We start from the raw sequence: 18,501 nt of genomic DNA on the forward strand, positions 1-18,501 counted from the left end.
CTGGCTGGAAATTTTGTGGAAGGTGTATGTACCGCTTGCCAAGCCCACCTACCTTGCTTACGGGCTGGTCTCGATCAGCCACCACTGGAACAACCTTATCCGGCCATTATAGGTCACCAACTCGGTAGAGATTTTGCTCTTCCAGCGCCAGTTTGTGCAGTCGTTATCTACGCGCTGGGATTCGCTAGGCAAAATCCCTTGAGTTTTCGTGCGACAATTCTTCCTCAAGCACGAGATAAGGAGAGCATTGATGCACGGCGACGCCCACCCAACAGCCCTGAAGGTGCTGCAGGAGGTATTTGGCTACGACAGCTTTCGCGGCCCACAGCAGGCCATCATCGAGCATGTAATGGCCGGTGGCGATGCGCTGGTGCTGATGCCTACCGGCGGAGGCAAGTCGCTGTGCTATCAGATCCCTGCACTGCTGCGCGAAGGCACCGCGATTGTGGTCTCGCCGCTGATCGCGCTGATGCAGGATCAGGTGGCGGCGCTTAAGCAGAACGGGGTCAGGGCGGCTTACCTGAACTCCAGCCTCGATTACCATGAGGCGGTCGAGGTAGAGAATCGCCTACGGGCCGGGGAGCTGGATCTTTTGTACGTCGCGCCCGAGCGGCTGGCCACGCCACGTATGCAGATGCTGCTGGAGCAGACCCGGATTGCGCTGTTCGCCATTGATGAAGCCCACTGCGTCTCCCAGTGGGGCCACGATTTTCGTCCTGAGTATCGCCAGCTTTCCCAGCTACACCAGCGTTTCCCCCAGGTGCCGCGCATCGCCCTGACCGCCACTGCCGATGTGCCCACCCGGGGCGATATCATGGAGCATCTGCAGCTCCAGGCGGCGGCGCTTTACAACAGCGGCTTTGACCGGCCCAACATTCGCTACCATATCGCCGAAAATCAGGGCAACGCCAAGGAACAGCTGCTGCGCTTTATTCGCGAACACCACGACGGCGAGGCGGGTATCGTCTACTGCCTTTCCCGGCGCAAGGTGGAGGAGACCGCCGCCTGGCTGGAACGCCAGGGGCTGACGGCACTGCCCTACCACGCGGGGCTTCCCCCCGAGCAGCGCCAGCAGCATCAGACCCGCTTTCTGCGTGAAGATGGTGTCGTGGTAGTGGCCACCATCGCCTTTGGCATGGGCATCGACAAGCCCGACGTGCGCTTTGTGGCCCACCTCAACCTGCCCAAGAGTATCGAAGCCTACTACCAAGAGACCGGCCGCGCCGGGCGTGACGGCCTGCCCGCCGATGCCTGGATGGCCTATGGACTTCAGGATGTGATCACGCTGCGCCAGATGCAGCAGAACTCCAGCGCCGCCGACCATCAAAAGCGCATCGAACAACAGAAGCTCGACGCCATGCTCGGGCTGTGTGAAATCATCAGCTGCCGCCGCCAGGCGCTGTTGCACTATTTTGGCGATCATCTGGACGCCCCCTGCGGCAACTGCGACAACTGCCTGACCCCACCCGAGACCTGGGAGGCCACCGTGGCGGCGCAAAAGGCGCTCTCCTGTGTCTACCGCACTGAGCAGCGCTTCGGCGTGACCTACCTTGTGGATGTGCTGCTAGGTAAAAGCAACGAGCGCATCACCCGCTTTGGTCACGACAGACTCAGCACCTACGGCATAGGCAAAGACCTCTCCGCCAACGAATGGAAGGCGCTCTTTCGCCAGATGATTGCCAGCGGCTTTTTGAGCGTGGATATGGAGGGCCACGGCGGCATTAAGCTCACTGCCAATGCCAAGCCAGTGCTGCGCGGCGAGCAGAGCCTCACTCTGCGCAAGCCAAGCAACAAACCCAGCAAAGCCAAAACCGCCCGACGGGGAAGCAAAGGCGCCTCTGCCCCGCAGGGCCACGGCCCGCTGTGGGAAGCCCTGCGTCAGCACCGCCGGGCACTGGCCGAAGCCCAGGGTGTGCCAGCCTATGTGATCTTCCACGACGCCACCCTGGCCGAACTGGTCGAGCAGAACCCCCAAAGCCTGGAGGCATTAGGCGCAATCTCCGGCATCGGCGCGCGCAAGCTGGCGGATTACGGCGAGGGCTTTTTGGATGTCATTCTGTCGCATCAGGAAGCCGAGCAAAGCAGTTGAACCAGCGCGCCGGGCATTAAAAAAAGCTCAAATGGTCAATATTTTCAAAAATCGCTCACTTGGCGTATTCTATACATAAGTGAGGAGGAAGATAGATGGCTATTCAACACAAAACCGCCGACAAGCGCCGCGAAATGGGGGTCGCTGCGATGCGCACCTACCCCAACATTTCACACGCATGGGGTTTGAAAGAGAGTGAAGCTGCTCTTCTGCTCGGGGTGCCTGATTCCACCTATCGGCGTTGGAAGCAGGCACCAGAGAATGCCCGCCTGGATGCCAATCATCTGGAGCGAATGTCGTTGATCCTCGGCATCTACAAAGCGCTGCATATACTGTTGCCCAACAAAGAAGCGGCTAACAGTTGGTTGCAGCGAGCCAACCGTAACCCTCTTTTTGCCGGTCACACACCAATGGAGCGCCTGTTAAACGGACAAGTCTCCGACCTCTACGTTGTTCGCCAGCATTTGGATGCCGCGCGTGGTGGGGGGCATACGTGACATTCCCGTTGAGCAACGTTACGTGGCGGCCCAGTTACCGCGTTATTCCCTCGCGTTTCCCTCCCATTGATTTATTCGAAGGCGTCAACAGCAACGCTGATGACTGGGACTTACTCAATGAGCTGGAGGGTGAAACCTCCGCAAGGCTACGTGAGGAAACGGGAGCTATTCACTTGGTTCGTGATGACGACCGTCGCTACGGCCCCGGCTGGACGCCCGTCATGGCGGCCTTCTGCCACTTCCCCGCGACCGGTTCGCGTTTTAGCGATGGCACCTTTGGCGCCTACTACTGCGCACTCACCGAAGCCACCGCCATTGCCGAAACCGTTTACCACGCAGAGCGCTTTATGGGGGAGTCAAACGAACCGCCCATGATGCTTCAGCAGCGTGTTTATCTGTCAGATTTAACGGGCCAACTAATTGATTTACGCCGACAGGATGCGGCCCAAACGCTTCTCAGACCGGATAGCTGGGCAGCTGGGCAAACCTTGGGGAGAAAAGCCTGGGAGGAACACACGGACGGCATCGTTTACCCTAGCGTTCGAGACCCTGAAGGCGAGTGTGCCGCTGTGCTACGGCCGCCCGTGCTCTCCGCCACAAGGCAAGGACGGCATCTTGGCTATGACTGGGATGGTCAGCATATCCGCCATGTCTATGAGCTAACGCTATTGGGCTAGCGATTAACTTTCGCTCCTAATTTTCGCCGCGCCCCAGGCAGTGTTCGCCGCGTGCTATCGCGGCGGCATCAAATACGCCGGTATCCAACACCCAAGCCGTCACGAGCTTGGCGGGAGTGACGTCAAAGGCGGGGTTCCATACCGGTGCATTATCGGGTGCCCAGGTAACCTCACCAAAGGCGCCAGCGACGCCGCGGATCTCGGCGGGGTCGCGCTGTTCAATAGGAATGTCCGCACCAGTGGCACAAGCGGGATCAACCGTGGTGTAGGGAGCCACCACATAGAACGGCACCTGGTGGTAGTGAGCGATCACCGCCAGCATGTAAGTACCCACTTTATTGGCGAAGTCGCCGTTGGCGCAGATACGATCGGCGCCCACCATCACTTTATCTACCTTGCCCGCTGACATCAGGCTGGCAGCCATGCTATCGGTAATTAACTGGTAGGGAATGCCCAGGTCGGCCATCTCCCAGGCGGTTAAGCGGCCACCTTGCAGCAGCGGGCGGGTTTCATCCACAAACACATGCAGCTCTACACCGCGCTGCTTGGCCACTGCCAGCGCACCAATCGCCGTGCCCACCCCGGCGGTCGCCAGCGCGCCAGTATTGCAGTGGGTCAGCACACGGTCACCCGTTTTCAGCAAGTCAGCGCCCCGTTCAGCCATGCGTTGGCATAGCGCGCGGTCTTCTGCAAACAGTCCAGCGGCACGTTCGGCCAGGGCGTTGGCGCCTTGCTCAAAGCAGGCTTCCATGGCATCCAGGCAGTACATTAAGTTGACTGCAGTGGGGCGCGTGGCGCGTAAGCGATCACTTACCAACTGCCAATCACTTTGTGGATGGCGAGCGGCGTATTGGGCCAGTACAAAGGCGGCGCTCAAACCAATCAGCGGCGCCCCGCGAATCGCCAGGCTTTTCACCGCATGCTGCCACTCTTCTGGCGAGTCACAGCGCACCCACTGCTCCGCCTGGGGCAGTTGGGTTTGATCCAAATACTCAAGGTGGTCGGCATAGATCCGCAAACTGCGTGATTGAAGATATTGAAGATGAGGCATCGATGGACTCCTTGAGCACTTGATCGGAACAGCTACACGGCTTATCAGCCGCGAAGCTTATCATATAGAATGGCTGCCACTAGAAGAGGCGACGCAGATCCTATGATGACGCTACAAACTGAACTGCTGGCCGCCATTTCATGGGCGGCGCAGCAAGGCTGGACGCCAGCCACTGGCGGTAACTTTTCCGCCCGTACCGAGGCGGGCTATCTTGTCACCGCTTCTGGCCGCGATAAAACCCGCATTCAGGCCGATGACCTCTTGCTCTGCAACCTGGATGGCAAGGTGCTATCAGGTGATGGTAAGCCGAGCGCAGAAAGCGACTTGCATGCAGCTCTTTATCGCTATGAACCGAAGATTGCTTGTGTACTGCACGTGCATACGGTAGCCAGCACCGTACTGTCGCGGCGCTTTCCGGAAGGGATCGAATTGAGCGGCTTTGAAATGCAAAAAGCGCTGACAGGCAATGTGACCCACGAAGCTACTATTCGATTACCGGTCATACCTAACGAACAGGATATGGTGGAGCTGGCCAGGCATGTGCGCCTCGGCTGGCCGATGCCCTGGGGCTTTTTGGTCGCAGGGCATGGCATTTATGCCGTGGGCGATAGCATTGCCAGTTGCCGCCGCCACCTGGAAGCGATTGAGTTTTTACTTGCCTGTGTTCTTGAAGAGAGTCGGTGGTCTTAAATGAGTAATTCAACTGTTCGCGCCATTGTGACCGATATTGAAGGCACCACCACGGACATTAACTTCGTCCATAAGGTGCTTTTTCCCTACGCCCACGCCAAGTTGCCCGACTTTCTACTTGCGAATGCAGACACACCTGCAGTTGCCGAGCAGATTGATGCCGTGCGCAGTGAAATGGGCGCCCCTGATGCCACGCTGGAATCAGTTATTGCGCAGTTGCTGCACTGGATCGAGACTGACCAAAAAGTTACTCCGCTGAAAGCACTGCAAGGTATGGTGTGGGCCGATGGCTACCAGCGCGGCGACTTTAAAGGCCATCTATATAGCGATGTAGCACCGGCACTGCGCCAGTGGAAAGACTTGGGCAAGGCGCTGTACGTCTACTCGTCCGGCTCGGTGCAGGCGCAGAAGCTGCTGTTTGGCTATAGCGATGCGGGCGACCTAACCCCGCTCTTTAGCGGCTACTTTGATACCCATATTGGTCATAAACGTGAGGCTGCCGCTTACCATCGCATTGTCACCGAGCTTGACCTGCCGCCAGCAGCGGTGCTGTTCTTGTCGGACGTGGTCGAAGAACTGGACGCCGCCAAACAGGCAGGCATGCAAACCCTGCAGTTGGTGCGCGAAGGCACACAGGCGGGCAACACCCATGCTTGCGTTACTCGCTTTGATGAAATTGCGCTTTAGGAGAACCGACGATGTCGCAACTGAAAGTTTTTGCTGATCAGAACCCTAACGATGCCCTGATCGACACCACCGACGGCGAGCAGATTACCGCTGAGCTAAACAAGGTGGGCGTGCTGTTTGAGCGGTGGGCAGCGCCGGGCGAAATTTCCGACGACGCCACCCAGGAAGATATTTTGGCGCTTTATCAAGACGACATCGACCGCGTCAAAGCCATAGGCGGCTATCAAACCGTCGATGTGTTGCATATGGTACCCACGCACCCAGACAAAGACGCCATGCGGCAGAAGTTCCTAAACGAGCACCGCCATCATGAAGATGAAGTGCGTTTCTTCGTCAAAGGACAAGGGCTATTTTGTCTGCACATCGATGACAAGGTGTATCAGGTGCTGTGCACCCGCAATGACCTGATCAGCGTACCCACCAACACGCCCCATTGGTTCGATATGGGCCCTGCGCCAGAATTCACTGCGCTGCGCTTCTTCGATAATGTGGAAGGCTGGGTACCCCACTGGACCGAAAGCGATATCGCCGGGAAGTTCGATCGCCTGGATCAGCTTTAAATAGTTCTGCTGTAAGCCTAGGCAGGGCCGGAACAAACCTACGCGGGGGCGCTGTAAACCCATCCCTGGGCGCTACTTTCGCCATCCATGGCGAAAGACCCCCGCTACGGTTTGTTCCGGCCCTGCCTGCTCGTTCTAACTCCCCTGTAAACCGCTTACAGCACCTCTTGCTGGTTATACGCCCTGGCTAAATCCACCAGCGCGGTAAGGTCACTATAGGCTTCCGGCTCCATAATCAGCGTTTGGCCCATCAGCACATTGCGCGCTTCAAGCTTGGCGCGCAGCGCGGTGTCTTCAATCTCTTCGAAATCGGCGTTGTGGGCCAGCGATAAAACCCGGCGGTGCATTTCGATGCCGCAGTAGGCCAGCGCATCCAGGCGAATCTCTTCCAGTAGCGCGTCACAAGCATCGTCGGCGCTATTGCCCTGCTCTTCAAACAGCGATTTGGGAAATAGAATGCCAGTCCGCTCGGTTTGCCACAGGTGGCGGAACTCGGCATCAAAGTGGCTAAAGCACGCCTCGATCACATCAAGGATCCACGCCTGATACTCATCAAGCTCACCTTCTTGACGGTGAGCGGGCTGGCTGAAGTAGGCCATCAGGAAGTTGGCCACCGCCATACCCAGGTCAAAAGCCATCGGCCCGTACTGGGAAAACTCGGGATCAATGACCCGCACGTCGGTATCAGTGGCCATAATCGAGCCGGAGTGCAAATCACCGTGAAGCATGGTTTCGGTGTTCGCAGTGAACTTCATCAACAGCCGCTGTACTTTGGCCTTTAAACGCGCGTTACGACGCAATTCGTCCACCACCGGTGAAAGCTCCGGGGTGTGGTGATTCATTTCAGCGCCGTAATAAGGGTCGGTAAATACCAGTGATTCGGTAATGGCAGGAATCGCCACATTGCCGGAAAACAGCCCCACATCCGCCTTTTTCTCTGGGCTACTCAGCGAAAGCTCTGAGCCACGAAACGCCGTGCGGGCGCAAAACTTGCCGATGGTTTCGCCAAGTCGAGCGACTCGCTCACCGTTGATCAACTTACGGCGCAAGATAGTGTGGGGGTGCAGATACTCCATCACAAACAGCGCCTGGGGCTTGTCGAAGTAGTAGACTTCAGGGGCAATGCCCGGTGCACGCTTGGCCTGACGCACCAAGGCGTAGTACTCAAAGTGGGCACGATAGACCGGCAACGGCCAACTCTCGCCGACCATACGTACATAGGGAAGCGCCTGCTTAACCACTACACTGCCCGCGTCACCGGAGACGATAAACACTAGGTTGAGGTTGCCGTCACCCACCTCGCGAATGTCCCAGCTCGCGGGTTCTTCGCCCACACGTCTAACCACCGCCTCAACATCACCAAGCCGCTGGGATAGAGTGTCAACGCTTAGCGCGCGGTAATGTTGATCAATCTCCACAGTTCTCTCCTCACAAACGTTTACGTGTTTGGCTAGGGCCCGTTAATCTCCGCGATTAGGCTGATGCGCTTAAGCCATCAATAGCATTATCGCCAGATGATGAATCAATCGCACTAGCCACCCATACACGGTTGCGGCCTTGCCGCTTGGCTTCATAAAGCGCTTCATCTGCCTGGGATAATAGTTCGGCTGGGGCAAGGCTAACTTTCGGGTAGAGTACTGCAACGCCAACGCTAACGGTAACAACGCTTTGCGCCGAGACACCGTGATTAGGAATTTCCAAGGCCTCCACGTTGCACCGAATGCGCTCGGCCGCCGGTTTTGCCGCCTCAGGCGATGCATTGGCTATTAGCACTACAAACTCTTCACCGCCAAAACGCACCACTAAATCGGCATCACGGCTATTGGCCTGCATGGCAGTAGCGACTTGGCGCAAGCACTCGTCACCCTGAGGATGCCCATAGTAGTCGTTGTAAGCTTTGAAATGATCGATATCGATCACCATCAGCCCTAAACAAAGGCCTTTATCGGTAGCCTCCTGCCAGCGCACAGGAAAAACCGTATCGAACTGGCGCCGGTTGGCAAGATTGGTTAAAGGATCAGTCACCGACATGCGCGACAGTTCCTGGTTATCTTTTAAGTAATAGCCAGCGCGGAGCTTTTCTTTCAATACATGCAAGTAGGAGGTTCGCTCGCTCTGCTCGAAACGATAGTTGGCCACTAACGTAAACAGCGTCTGAGCGATAATAGTAAATATTGCTAGCCGCTTCGCCTCTGGCGGCATGGGGTCATAAGATAGAACAAAAAGCAGTATTATAAATATACAAATGGCAGATGAGACGCAGGCATAGTTAAACCGCAGTGAGTAAACAATATTACCCACCAGCAAAATAAGGCCGAAAGAGAAAACATCCAGGTAAGAGTAAGGAACGGTGGATTCCACCAAAATCAAACATGAAATCACCGTAGCAACGATCACCGTACTCGCCATTAACGTTTCACGTTGGGCTGGAGACACGCCACGGTAAACCCACCACAGAATTGGCATACCAAAAGGCAGCATTACACCCACCCTTAACGCCAGCGCGGTGGTGAAAGTATCCGGTCGAAAGCTGTGGTCGTTGATCAAAAACAAGCAGTAGATGATCGCCGATATCAACCCTGCCATGACCATGCTACGGCTACGTTGGCGCTGAGTATCTTCTTCAAACCTTGCTTCCACTTCATCAGCAAAACGTAACCGCCAAGGCCCTCTACGCAACTCATCTTCCACCGCTGTCAGCAGCGTGTCATTGATCATTACTCGCCCTCAATGCCTCACCCGGTTACTTGTGGCTTTCATGTATCATCAATGAACATCAGAAGCCTAATACTACCTTTGAGTACGACGATAGTGTGCCACAATAGCGTTTAGTTAAAATGAATATTGGTACACATGTTAAACGAAACTCATCCCAATTTTCATTAATTGAACATTCAACCAGGAGACTAATGATGCAGCGCCAACAGGATCCGGTGACTAACGACTGGACTTTCATCATTGGGCATCGCGAACTCGTTGTGCACCAACGCTATGAGGTGCTTAGCATGATCAACGACTTTATGCTGGGCATTTGGTTTACGATCGGCAGTGTCTGCTTTTTTTACCAGGGTGCGGTTCAAACTGTCGGCGTGTGGCTGTTTGTGATAGGTAGCATCCAACTGCTGATTCGCCCAGCGATTCGTCTTCACCGCTACGTCTATTTTAAGCAGTTACCGGACACCGACCACGACGCTTAGAAAGCTGCGTTCAACGCAGCTGGCTGTCTTTGCTACCGCGGCGGTTATAGCCACTAAAGCCCGACTGCTGCTTGTCCCGTTCACTTTGACAGGCCACACAGAGCCGCACCCCCGGAATGGCCTTGCGGCGCGCTTCGGGAATCAGGTCGCCACACTCTTCACAAACGTCAAGACTCTCACCACGGGGCAACTGACTACGAGCTCGCTGCACCGCATCTTCTAACGTGCTCTCCATCTGCTCTTGTTCGGCGCCATCTTTTGCCCATCCACCTGCCATAATCGCACTCCTCGCTTCGGCATTAGCAATCTATCAGCATAGCAGTAACGAGAAGCGTGCACCGTTAGCCCAAAAACCGAACGCCTTGGGCAGCCAAAGGGCTGCGTAGTCTGTCTGGCAGCGGTACATCGGTCACTACGGCATCATAATCACCCAGTTGACCCGCGGCGCAGCGTAGTGGCAGGTCGAACTTGGTTTTATCCAGCACTAACACGCGATAACCGGCATGGGCCAACAGCGCCTCACGGGCCATCACTTCGTCGTCGTTGTAGTCATAAAGCTGGCCATGGCTATCCATTCCCCCCACCGACACAATCCCCACATCGGCACGGTAGCGTTGAAAAAAGCGCCAGGCATCGCCGCCAATCACATCCTGGTCACGACGACGCACTCGTCCGCCCGCCACCACTAACTCACACTTCAACTGGCACAGCTTAATCAGCGCATGCAGGTTATTGGTCATGATATGCAGGCCTTGCTTATCACTCAGCGCATCGGCCAACTGCTCAACCGTGGTGCCCGTGCCTAAGAACAGTGCTTGATGATCCTGTACCAAGCTCGCTGCCCGCGCCGCGATCTGCCGTTTACCCGCCACGTTAACGATCTGACGCTGGTCGTAGCCGATATTTTCCTGCTCGGGAAACGGCAGCACCTCCCCTTGGCGGCGCAGCACCAGGCCTTTATCAGCCAGGTGGCGAATATCCCCACGCAGGGTTTGCACAGAAACCCCAAACTCGCCTGCCAGGCTGTCTACCGATTGGCGCCCTTGTGAGTGGATTCGCTGTAACAGCTGTTGTCGACGTTCGAACTGGCGCATAGCCCCTCTTGGCACAACGAAAGCAAAAAGTGCGGCAAACGAAAGCCACAAAATGTTGAACGAAAGCATAGTGTCACTTTGTTGTAAGCAGATGACAGTAGCTTAGGTGGGGTTCACTCACTGGAGGTTTACCCATGTTGAAGCGCCCCCTGTTATCTATTCCGACATCTGCCCTTACTGCTGCCGTTGCGGTAGCCAGCTTTTCCCTTTCGGCTCAGGTAGCGGCGAACGAAACGCTAACGCTCTACACCAGCCAGCCCAATAGCGATGCACAGCAAACCGTTGACGCCTTTGAAGCAGCCTATCCCGACATTGAAGTGGAGTGGGTACGCGACGGTACCACGCGCTTGATGACCCGGCTGCGCTCGGAGCTTTCAGCCGGGGTGAGCAACCCTGACGTGCTGCTGATTGCCGACAGCATGACCATGGAATCACTTAAGCAAGAGGGCCATTTACAGCCTTACCTAAGCGATGAGCGCCAGGCCTATGACGCCGACCTGTATGACCCAGAAGGCTACTACTACGGCACCAAGCTGATCACCACCGGGATTGTCTATAACACCGGCGCCGAGCATCAGCCGCAGAGCTGGCAAGACCTGCTGGGGCCTGACTACGAAGGGTTGGTCACCATGCCTAGTCCGCTTTACTCCGGCGCGGCACTGATCCATATGGCGGCGATCACTGCCAACCCTGACCTTGGCATGGCGTATTACGAAGCGCTTCATGAAAACCGCACCGAAGCCCAGGGCGGCAATGGGGGCGTATTTAACGCCGTGGCCGCGGGCACCAAGCCCTACGGCATCGTGGTGGATTTCCTGCCAATTCGTGAAGCTGCCAAAGGCTCGCCGGTCGAATTCGTGTTCCCGGAAGAGGGCGTGAGCGCGGTGACCGAGCCGGTCGCCATTATGCAAGGTGCAGAGAATGTCGAGGCCGCGCAAAAGTTTGTTGATTTTGTGCTCTCCCAGCAGGGCCAGGAGCTGGTCAGCCAGCAGGGCTACTTGCCTGCTCACAACGACGTTACCCCGCCGGAAGGCTTCCCCGAGCGCAATAGCATTACCCTGATGCCGGTTGATACCGAGCAGGCATTGGCGCAGGAAGAAGAACTCAAACAGCGTTTTAGCGACCTCTTCGGCGGGTAATCATGACGCCCGCTCTCAACTATGACAATAAGTACGGCAGCCAGCACCGCTGGCTGCTTTCAAGCCTGCTGATCGCCATTGTACTGCTGAGCCTGGCACCCAGCCTGCGTCTGCTGATGGAGGCGTTGAGCGATCTTGCTCAGGGCCGCCAGTCACCGCTGTGGCAGGTGCTCAGTAGTGCCAGCACTTGGCGAGCACTCTGGCATAGCCTGTATACCTCGGGGCTCGGCATGCTGATCGCTCTGGTGCTGGGCAGTCTATTCGCCTTTGCCATCACGCTCACCAATGTGCGTGGCAAAGCGTGGCTGGTGTTCTGCTTTATGCTGCCGATGATGATTCCGCCCCAGGTTACCGCCTTGAGCTGGCTGCAGCTCTTTGGCCCGGCCAGCCCGCTACTGAAAAGCATTGGCTTGGCGCCACCACTGGGCAGCCCGCAACCACTCTACTCCGCTAAAGGTATCGCCTTACTGCTGGGCATCCAGAGCGCACCGCTGGTGTTTTTAGCCCTGCGCACCAGCCTGCTTTCGCTACCCCGAGAGCTTATTGAAGCCGCTCGCATTAGCGGCGCCAAACAAACCCAAGTGTGGGGTCATATTATTCTACCCGTGACCCGTAGCGGCTTGATCGCCGGGGGCGCGATGGCGTTTATCTCTAGTCTCGGCAACTTCGGCATCCCCGCCATGCTGGGTATTCCCGCAGGCTATTACGTGCTGCCCACACTGATCTACCAGCGTATGGCCAACTTTGGCACAGGGGTGTTGGCAGAGATGGCTGCGCTCTCCTTGCTGATTGGTTTACTGGCATTGGCCGGGGTGGCGTTGCAGCAGCAATTGATGAATCGCAGCCGCTTCGGGCTGGGCGGCCATAGTGGGCGCTCCCATGATTTCACCCTGGGAAGCTGGCGCTCGCTGGTGACCGCCACGCTCGTCGGGATCTTACTGATTATTCTGGTCGCGCCGCTGCTTGCCCTGATCATCAGCTCGCTGGTACCCGCCATGGGCGTGCCATTAAACGCCGAGACCGCCACCCTGAACGCTTACGCCGAAGTGGTGGGTCGCCAAGGCGCCACATGGCGAGCGGTGAACAACAGTCTGTGGCTAGCGGGCAGCGCGGCGGTGGTGCTGATGCTGCTCAGTCTGCCATTGGCTTACCGGCTACAGCGCCTGCCGGAGCGTTGGCGGGGTGTGGTACTCAGTGCCATTGAGATTCCCTATGCGCTTCCCGGTGTGGTATTGGCCATTGCCTGCATTCTGCTCTTTGTTCGCCCGCTGCCGATTATCAATGTGGCGCTCTACGGCACCCTGGGGCTGATTTTTATCGCTTACCTGGCGCGCTTTCTAGTGGTCTGCGTTAAGCCTGTCGCCGCCAGCCTGGCGCAGCTGGATCCTTCCCTTGAAGAGGCGGCACAGCTCGCGGGGGCAGGCCCCTGGCGACGCCTGGGCAGCATTATTTTACCCCTGGTGGCGCCCGCGCTGTTCGCAGGCGGCCTGCTGGTGTTTCTGCTGGCGGTCAACGAACTGACCGTGTCAGCCCTGCTCTGGAGCGCCGGTAACGAAACCCTCGGCGTGCTGATTTTCAACCTCGACGAAGGCGGCGAAAGCGTGCTGGCCTCTGCGGTGTCAGTGCTGGTGGTGATCATGGTCGCCTCGCTGATGCTGACACTCAGTTTACTGGCGCCGCGTTTACCTAAAGGAGTCATTCCATGGCAGAGTTAGGCATGGCAGTGCCATCTAGTGCAGGGCTATCGATCGATCGTGTTACCAAGCGCTTTGGCGAACAGACGGCCGTTGATGCGCTGTCGCTGACGATCAATCCAGGCGAGTTTGTCGCTCTGCTCGGCCCCAGTGGCTGTGGCAAAACCACCATGCTACGCATGCTGGCAGGCTTTGAAACCGTCAACGACGGCACGATTCAATTAGCCAATCGCACCCTGGCCAGCGCCGATACCCATGTGCCTCCCGAGCAGCGCAATATGGCCATGGTGTTCCAGTCCTATGCGCTTTGGCCGCATATGAGCGTGGCGGACAACGTCGGCTACCCGGTCAAACTGCGTGGCCTGCGCGGGGCGGCGTATCACCAAAAGGTGCAGCAGGCCCTGGCCCTGGTGGAGCTCGATGCCTACGCCGATCGCATGCCCCAGGCCCTTAGCGGCGGACAGCGCCAGCGCGTCGCTCTCGCGCGCTGCCTGGTCAGCGACCCTTCAGTGGTACTGCTGGATGAGCCATTGGCCAACCTTGATCGGCACCTGCGCGCCACCATGGAGCACAGCTTCCGCGATTTTCACCAGCGCACTGGCGCCACGCTGGTCTATGTCACCCACGACCAAACCGAAGCCATGGCGCTGGCGGACAAAATCGCCGTGATGAAAGCGGGCAAGCTGGTTCAGTGGGGCGCCCCTGAAACCCTTTACAGGCAGCCGAGAACCGCCTGGGTAGCGGGCTTTATCGGCCAGGGCAGCCAATTAAAGGTCGCCGCCGGTCACCCAGGGAAGCTCCTTGAGGGCGCTGCCCTGATGCGCGGGCTGAACGCCATCGAGTCCGAACGAACCCAAAGCGTGCTGGTGCGCCCGGAACATATTCAGATCAGCGCAGCAACCGCTTCCTCCGCAACTCCCACTCATAACCAGCTTGCCGCACAGGTGGAAAACGTGATTTTCCGCGGCGAGCGCTATGAGCTCACACTGCGCCTGCCCAGTGGGGAAACACTGCTGGCCTACCACCACACCGCGCCTGACCTGGGTAGCCAGGTTGCCGTCGACCTTCAGCAGGGCTGGTGCCTGGAGCCCGACCAATGAGTGTCACTATCGAGATTCTCAGTGGTTTAGGCGCCAAAGGGCCTGCCGCGATAGTGGTAGAAGCCCAGGGAAAACGCCTACTGCTAGATGCAGGCGGTGCACTCCACTCGGATGACACCATTACTTGGGCGAACAACCTGGATGTGGATGCCGTACTGATCAGCCATGACCATATCGACCATATCGGCGGCGTGGCCGAGCTAGCGGAGAACGTGCCACTTTATTGCACACCGCTGGTAGCCAAGGCCTTGCCTCACAACCGCCCCTGGCACCCACTGCCCGAACGCGGCACGCTAGAGGTGGAAGGCATCACCGTTACCACCGGCCAGGCGGGGCACTCGCTAGGTGGTGTATGGTTACATTTAGCCGTTGGCAACGGCGTACTCTATAGCGGCGACGCCTGCTTTGAGTCGTCTGTGTTTCCTTTTGATACCCCGCCGGAAGCGGCTATTGCACTACTGGATGCCTCCTACGGCAGTTACGACCAGCCCCAAGCGTACTGTGTTCAGGCTATTAGTGAGCGCCTTGATCAGCCGCTGGCATTTCCGGTGCCGGAAACCGGCCGCGCCCTGGAGATGGCACTCTGGCTGGCGAAAGAGGCTGACCGGCGGCAGTTAACGCTCGCCATCGACCCGGTGATTCGCGACAACCTGGCCGCGCTCTTGGCACTGCCTGCCACACTGCGTCGGCCTGGGCTCGACCCCTCGATTCGCTCGCTGTTAGCGCGGCAAAACGCTTACTCGCCAACCCTTATGTTGATGTGCGATCGCAGCGATACGCCGGAACAGTGGCCCGACCACCACCTGCTCCACACCGGTTATCTGACCCCTGATCGCCGCGCCGAGCTAGCGGCAGGCCAAATCAGCTGGCAGCGCTGGAATGTTCACCTGCGCGCGTCACATCTGGTGGCGCTTGCCGATCAGTTGGGCGCCACTCAAGTGGTGCCGCTATTTACCCCTTTTAGCGATAACGCATTAAGCGCGTGGCATGGACTGCTAGGCGAGCGTCTCTGCACTGCCCAGCGTTTATATGCTCCTTCACGTCTAGTCACCCGTTCCAGTTTAGGGAGTTTTGCATGTCCGCAGTAATTGTTGATGTCGACGGCACCTTAGCCGAGTTTCACCCCCACCAGGTCAGTGACTGGGTGCTGGGCAGCCAAAAACAGTGGGAGCCCTTCTTTGCCCATATGGCCGAAGCCCCGGTGATCGAAGCGGTGGCCAAGCTGGTCAAGATACTGAAGGCCCAAGGCCAGCAGATCGTGATTTGCAGCGGCCGCCCGGATAGCCATCGTGAGCATACCCAGCGCTGGTTAGAGCGCCACACTATCCCTTTTGATGCCATGTACCTGCGCCCTGAGGGTGATGACCATATAGATGATGAAGAGGTGAAAGCCGCGCTACTCAATCAAATGCGCAGCGACGGCTTTGCGCCTTGGCTGGTGCTGGATGACCGTGATGCCGTGGTCGCCCAGTGGCGCGCGCTCGGGCTTACTTGCCTACAGTGCGCGCCGGGGGATTTTTAAGCGTTTGCCAGCTTGGTTCGGTGCTGCCACACCAGCACCGCCAAGGGCACCAGCGAGATAGGGATCAACACTAGGTTAAGTGTCGCCCAGCCCAATCCACTGACCAAGGGCCCAGCGAGCAACGCAGTGATAGCGGCGGTGCCAAAGACTAAAAACTCGTTGGCGGCCTGGGTGCGCGCTTTATCCACCGGGCGGTAGCTCTCAGTGAGCAGCCCGGTGGCGGGCAAAAAGGTAAAGTTCCAGCCCAAGCCCAGCAAAATCAGCGCCACGTTGAAACCGGCTAAACTGATCCCCAACTGAGCGACCAAGGCACTTGCCACCAGCAGCAGGCAGCCTGCCACAATGACTTGCTTGGCGCCGAAGCGGGTGGCCAAATGGCCAGTAAAGAACGAGGGTAAAAACATCGCCACCACGTGCCACTGAATGGTCATTGAAACGTGGTTAAAGTGGTGCCCCGCCCCCGCCATGGCGAGCGGCGTGGCGGTCATGGCCAGATTCATCACGCCGTATCCGACCATCGCCGCGCTCACCGCCACAATAAATCCAGACTGGCGGAGTATCTTACCCAGCGGCAGTGCATTGCCTTCGCCGTGGGTGCGGGAAGCAGGCGGTAGTTGCGTCAGCATCAGCACCACTAACGCCAGTGCGTAGAGCGCTGCCAAGCCTACAAAGCTGCCCAGAAACGGCACTTCACCCAGCTCACGGCTCACCCTGGCTAGCCATGGCCCGGCAAACGCGGCCAGCACACCACCACCCATCACCAAACCAATCGCCCGGTCACGCATCGGCGCGGGGGCGGCTTCCACCGCGGCAAAGCGATAGAGCTGGCCAAAGCCAATGCCGATTCCGATTAGCCAGGTCGACAGCAAGAACAGCCCAAAGCGCTCGCCAATCAACGCCTGCACGGCGACCAGTGCACCCACCAATCCCAAAAGATTGCCCAGTATAAAGCCGCGCTTTCGGCCCAGCCTGGCCATAATTAACGAGGCGGGAATGGTGGCACACATCAGCCCCAGCCACTGGGTGGCGACCGGCGCGGTCGACCATGACGCACTTGGTGCCAAAGACGCCCCAATCAGCGGCGAGACGGCAATCAGCAAAACATTACCGGTAACCAGTAGCGCCTGGCAGAGCGACAATAGGGTGACGGTTAAAGGCATGAAACGCTCTCCTGAATAGAATCATCTGTATGGGAAGACGCAAAGCGCTGGCGATATACCGAGGGCGATACGCCGTAGTAGCGCTGAAACTGGCGGCGCAGTTGCTCCGCGCCGCCCAGCCGCCAGCGTTGTGCCAGGCGCTCGAGGGATACGTTTTCGCGACCGTTGAGCAGCGCCAGGCGCGCTTGCTCAAGGCGTAGTTGGGTCAGATAAGCACCGGGGGTGGTATTTAAGTAGCGCCTAAATAGCCGGGTTAAATGGCGCGGGGAGACCGCCATCAGGTCGGCCATGCTCTCAAGCCCGTGATCTACGCTAGGGTCGGCGTGGAGCTGATCCAGCAAGCGGCGCAGCGGCCCTGCCTCTTGTTGGTGTCGCAGTATCTCGCTGAACTGCGACTGCCCACCAGGGCGCTGCAAAAATACCACTAGCTCACGGGCCACTCGACCGGCTAGATCAGCACCGTGATCTGCCTCTACCAGCGAAAGCGCCAAATCAATCCCCGCCGTTACACCGGCGCTGGTGTAGCGACCGTTGCTTTCGATATAGAGCGCATCGGGCTCGACACTAAGCGCGGGGTACTCATCCGCCAGTTGAGGTGCATGGCGCCAGTGAGTGGTAACGCGGCAGCCATCCAGCAACCCTGCAGCGGCTAACAAAAATGCCCCGGAGCAGATAGAGCCGAGCCTCCTCACCTCTGGGGCGACCTCACAAAGCACCCGCGTTACTGCGGCTATTTCACGCTGCTGCATCACGCCACTGCCGCCCGCCACCAACAGCGTATCCAGGGGCAGTAAATGAGTAAGTTGATGGTAGGTGTGCGTAGCATGTACGGCTAGGCCGCCGTTGGTGACAACCGGGCCGACGGCATCGGCGACCAGGGTCAACTGATACAACGGCTGGGGGCTTAGCGCATTGGCGCTGGCGAACACCTGCCAGGGGCCGCTGACATCCAGCAGTTGGCAGTCGGGGTAGGCAAATAGAGCAACATGGCGAGTCACAGTCTCTCTCCGCTAAGGGGGAATCGAAGCATTAGAGAGAGTGTCAGCGCTGCGGCTTATGTCGGCAAGGACGATTACCCCACCAATATAGACACATCTAAAAAGTTACAAAGCTTTCGCTCAAGGCATTCCCTAAGCAAAAGTTGTTTTACTCGTCGTTAGCCATAATCAACCCACGGCACCGCCACTTAGTGGCGGTGCCGTGGGGTTAGTCCATGACCCTAGCCGAACAGGTAGGACTCAAGGTCCGTTTCAACGCCTATCAGGTTGGCTGGATCCAGATAATTATCCACGTCTGGACGGCTGAGTTGTTGGTGTTCGTCGGAGTCCGTAAACGCCAGCACCA

At 57.8% G+C, this 18,501-nt stretch carries 19 protein-coding genes and 1 pseudogene; 13 read left to right on the forward strand and 7 right to left on the reverse strand.

The features are described from left to right. Position 1: 1 nt before the first annotated feature. From ACW17M_RS16990 to ACW17M_RS17005, 4 genes and pseudogenes are all read left to right on the forward strand, one after another. Positions 2-188, forward strand: a pseudogene (locus ACW17M_RS16990) (carbohydrate ABC transporter permease); the annotation flags it as partial. A 62-nt stretch (positions 189-250) separates the two neighbouring features. After that, a complete protein-coding gene (gene recQ, locus ACW17M_RS16995) occupies positions 251-2,089 on the forward strand; it encodes a DNA helicase RecQ (protein ID WP_457547827.1) in 1,839 nt (612 codons plus the stop codon). Between the two features lie 95 nt (positions 2,090-2,184). Further along, positions 2,185-2,586 carry an MbcA/ParS/Xre antitoxin family protein gene (locus ACW17M_RS17000; protein ID WP_141440620.1) on the forward strand — a complete coding sequence of 134 codons (402 nt, stop codon included), beginning with the start codon at positions 2,185-2,187 and terminating at the stop codon, positions 2,584-2,586. Next, entirely contained in the window at positions 2,583-3,263 is a 681-nt protein-coding gene (locus ACW17M_RS17005) for an RES family NAD+ phosphorylase (RefSeq protein ID WP_041159320.1), read from the forward strand. The genes ACW17M_RS17000 and ACW17M_RS17005 overlap by 4 nt, the downstream gene beginning before the upstream one ends. Before the next feature lie 16 nt (positions 3,264-3,279). Here ACW17M_RS17005 and mtnA read toward each other — a convergent pair whose 3' ends face one another. Then, positions 3,280-4,314: an S-methyl-5-thioribose-1-phosphate isomerase gene (mtnA, locus tag ACW17M_RS17010; RefSeq protein WP_457547828.1), complete on the reverse strand. Its 1,035-nt coding sequence runs from the start codon at positions 4,312-4,314 to the stop codon at positions 3,280-3,282. A 102-nt stretch (positions 4,315-4,416) separates the two neighbouring features. On the opposite strand from mtnA, the gene mtnB reads away from it, so the two are divergent. Genes mtnB through ACW17M_RS17025 form a run of 3 tightly spaced genes read left to right on the forward strand, consistent with a single transcriptional unit; the run spans position 4,417 to position 6,251 of the window. Then, positions 4,417-5,004, forward strand: coding sequence for a methylthioribulose 1-phosphate dehydratase (gene mtnB / locus ACW17M_RS17015; protein WP_022521880.1), 588 nt, complete (start codon positions 4,417-4,419; stop codon positions 5,002-5,004). Next, a complete protein-coding gene (gene mtnC, locus ACW17M_RS17020; RefSeq protein ID WP_009287474.1) occupies positions 5,005-5,691 on the forward strand; it encodes an acireductone synthase in 687 nt (228 codons plus the stop codon). 11 nt (positions 5,692-5,702) lie between these two features. Beyond that, the gene (locus ACW17M_RS17025) at positions 5,703-6,251 is read left to right on the forward strand and encodes a 1,2-dihydroxy-3-keto-5-methylthiopentene dioxygenase (RefSeq protein WP_027956993.1); all 549 of its coding nucleotides are present in this window, start codon (positions 5,703-5,705) and stop codon (positions 6,249-6,251) included. Positions 6,252-6,406: 155 nt separating this feature from the next. On the opposite strand, the gene mtnK is transcribed toward ACW17M_RS17025, so the two are convergent. Both mtnK and ACW17M_RS17035 read right to left on the reverse strand, forming a co-directional pair. Continuing rightward, positions 6,407-7,669 carry an S-methyl-5-thioribose kinase gene (mtnK, locus tag ACW17M_RS17030; RefSeq protein WP_457547829.1) on the reverse strand — a complete coding sequence of 421 codons (1,263 nt, stop codon included), beginning with the start codon at positions 7,667-7,669 and terminating at the stop codon, positions 6,407-6,409. 55 nt (positions 7,670-7,724) lie between these two features. Next, positions 7,725-8,969: a diguanylate cyclase domain-containing protein gene (locus ACW17M_RS17035; RefSeq protein ID WP_457547830.1), complete on the reverse strand. Its 1,245-nt coding sequence runs from the start codon at positions 8,967-8,969 to the stop codon at positions 7,725-7,727. Positions 8,970-9,163: 194 nt separating this feature from the next. On the opposite strand from ACW17M_RS17035, the gene ACW17M_RS17040 reads away from it, so the two are divergent. Continuing rightward, on the forward strand, positions 9,164-9,448 hold the full coding sequence (locus ACW17M_RS17040; RefSeq protein ID WP_457547831.1) for a YrhK family protein: 285 nt from the start codon (positions 9,164-9,166) through the stop codon (positions 9,446-9,448). 10 nt (positions 9,449-9,458) lie between these two features. Here ACW17M_RS17040 and ACW17M_RS17045 read toward each other — a convergent pair whose 3' ends face one another. Both ACW17M_RS17045 and ACW17M_RS17050 read right to left on the reverse strand, forming a co-directional pair. After that, entirely contained in the window at positions 9,459-9,725 is a 267-nt protein-coding gene (locus ACW17M_RS17045; RefSeq protein ID WP_457547832.1) for a DksA/TraR family C4-type zinc finger protein, read from the reverse strand. A gap of 64 nt (positions 9,726-9,789) precedes the next feature. After that, the gene (locus tag ACW17M_RS17050) at positions 9,790-10,542 is read right to left on the reverse strand and encodes a DeoR/GlpR family DNA-binding transcription regulator (protein WP_457547833.1); all 753 of its coding nucleotides are present in this window, start codon (positions 10,540-10,542) and stop codon (positions 9,790-9,792) included. Positions 10,543-10,676: 134 nt separating this feature from the next. On the opposite strand from ACW17M_RS17050, the gene ACW17M_RS17055 reads away from it, so the two are divergent. Genes ACW17M_RS17055 through ACW17M_RS17075 form a run of 5 tightly spaced genes read left to right on the forward strand, consistent with a single transcriptional unit; the run spans position 10,677 to position 15,997 of the window. Further along, the gene (locus ACW17M_RS17055) at positions 10,677-11,681 is read left to right on the forward strand and encodes an ABC transporter substrate-binding protein (RefSeq protein ID WP_180089979.1); all 1,005 of its coding nucleotides are present in this window, start codon (positions 10,677-10,679) and stop codon (positions 11,679-11,681) included. A 2-nt stretch (positions 11,682-11,683) separates the two neighbouring features. Next, positions 11,684-13,396 carry an ABC transporter permease gene (locus tag ACW17M_RS17060; RefSeq protein ID WP_457547834.1) on the forward strand — a complete coding sequence of 571 codons (1,713 nt, stop codon included), beginning with the start codon at positions 11,684-11,686 and terminating at the stop codon, positions 13,394-13,396. Continuing rightward, positions 13,384-14,475: an ABC transporter ATP-binding protein gene (locus ACW17M_RS17065; protein WP_457547835.1), complete on the forward strand. Its 1,092-nt coding sequence runs from the start codon at positions 13,384-13,386 to the stop codon at positions 14,473-14,475. Before ACW17M_RS17060 ends, ACW17M_RS17065 begins: the two co-directional genes overlap by 13 nt. Then, complete coding sequence (locus ACW17M_RS17070; RefSeq protein WP_457547836.1) at positions 14,472-15,563, forward strand: MBL fold metallo-hydrolase; 1,092 nt, start codon at positions 14,472-14,474, stop codon at positions 15,561-15,563. The genes ACW17M_RS17065 and ACW17M_RS17070 overlap by 4 nt, the downstream gene beginning before the upstream one ends. Beyond that, positions 15,551-15,997, forward strand: coding sequence for a phosphatase domain-containing protein (locus tag ACW17M_RS17075; RefSeq protein WP_400670301.1), 447 nt, complete (start codon positions 15,551-15,553; stop codon positions 15,995-15,997). The genes ACW17M_RS17070 and ACW17M_RS17075 overlap by 13 nt, the downstream gene beginning before the upstream one ends. Here ACW17M_RS17075 and ACW17M_RS17080 read toward each other — a convergent pair. Continuing rightward, on the reverse strand, positions 15,994-17,157 hold the full coding sequence (locus tag ACW17M_RS17080; RefSeq protein ID WP_457547837.1) for an MFS transporter: 1,164 nt from the start codon (positions 17,155-17,157) through the stop codon (positions 15,994-15,996). The two genes, ACW17M_RS17075 and ACW17M_RS17080, sit on opposite strands and share 4 nt — an antisense overlap. Continuing rightward, positions 17,148-18,155 carry a GlxA family transcriptional regulator gene (locus ACW17M_RS17085; RefSeq protein ID WP_457547838.1) on the reverse strand — a complete coding sequence of 336 codons (1,008 nt, stop codon included), beginning with the start codon at positions 18,153-18,155 and terminating at the stop codon, positions 17,148-17,150. The genes ACW17M_RS17080 and ACW17M_RS17085 overlap by 10 nt, the downstream gene beginning before the upstream one ends. Positions 18,156-18,501 lie beyond the last annotated feature (346 nt).

It is taken from the genome of Vreelandella sp. 2A-K22, from assembly GCF_054065485.1.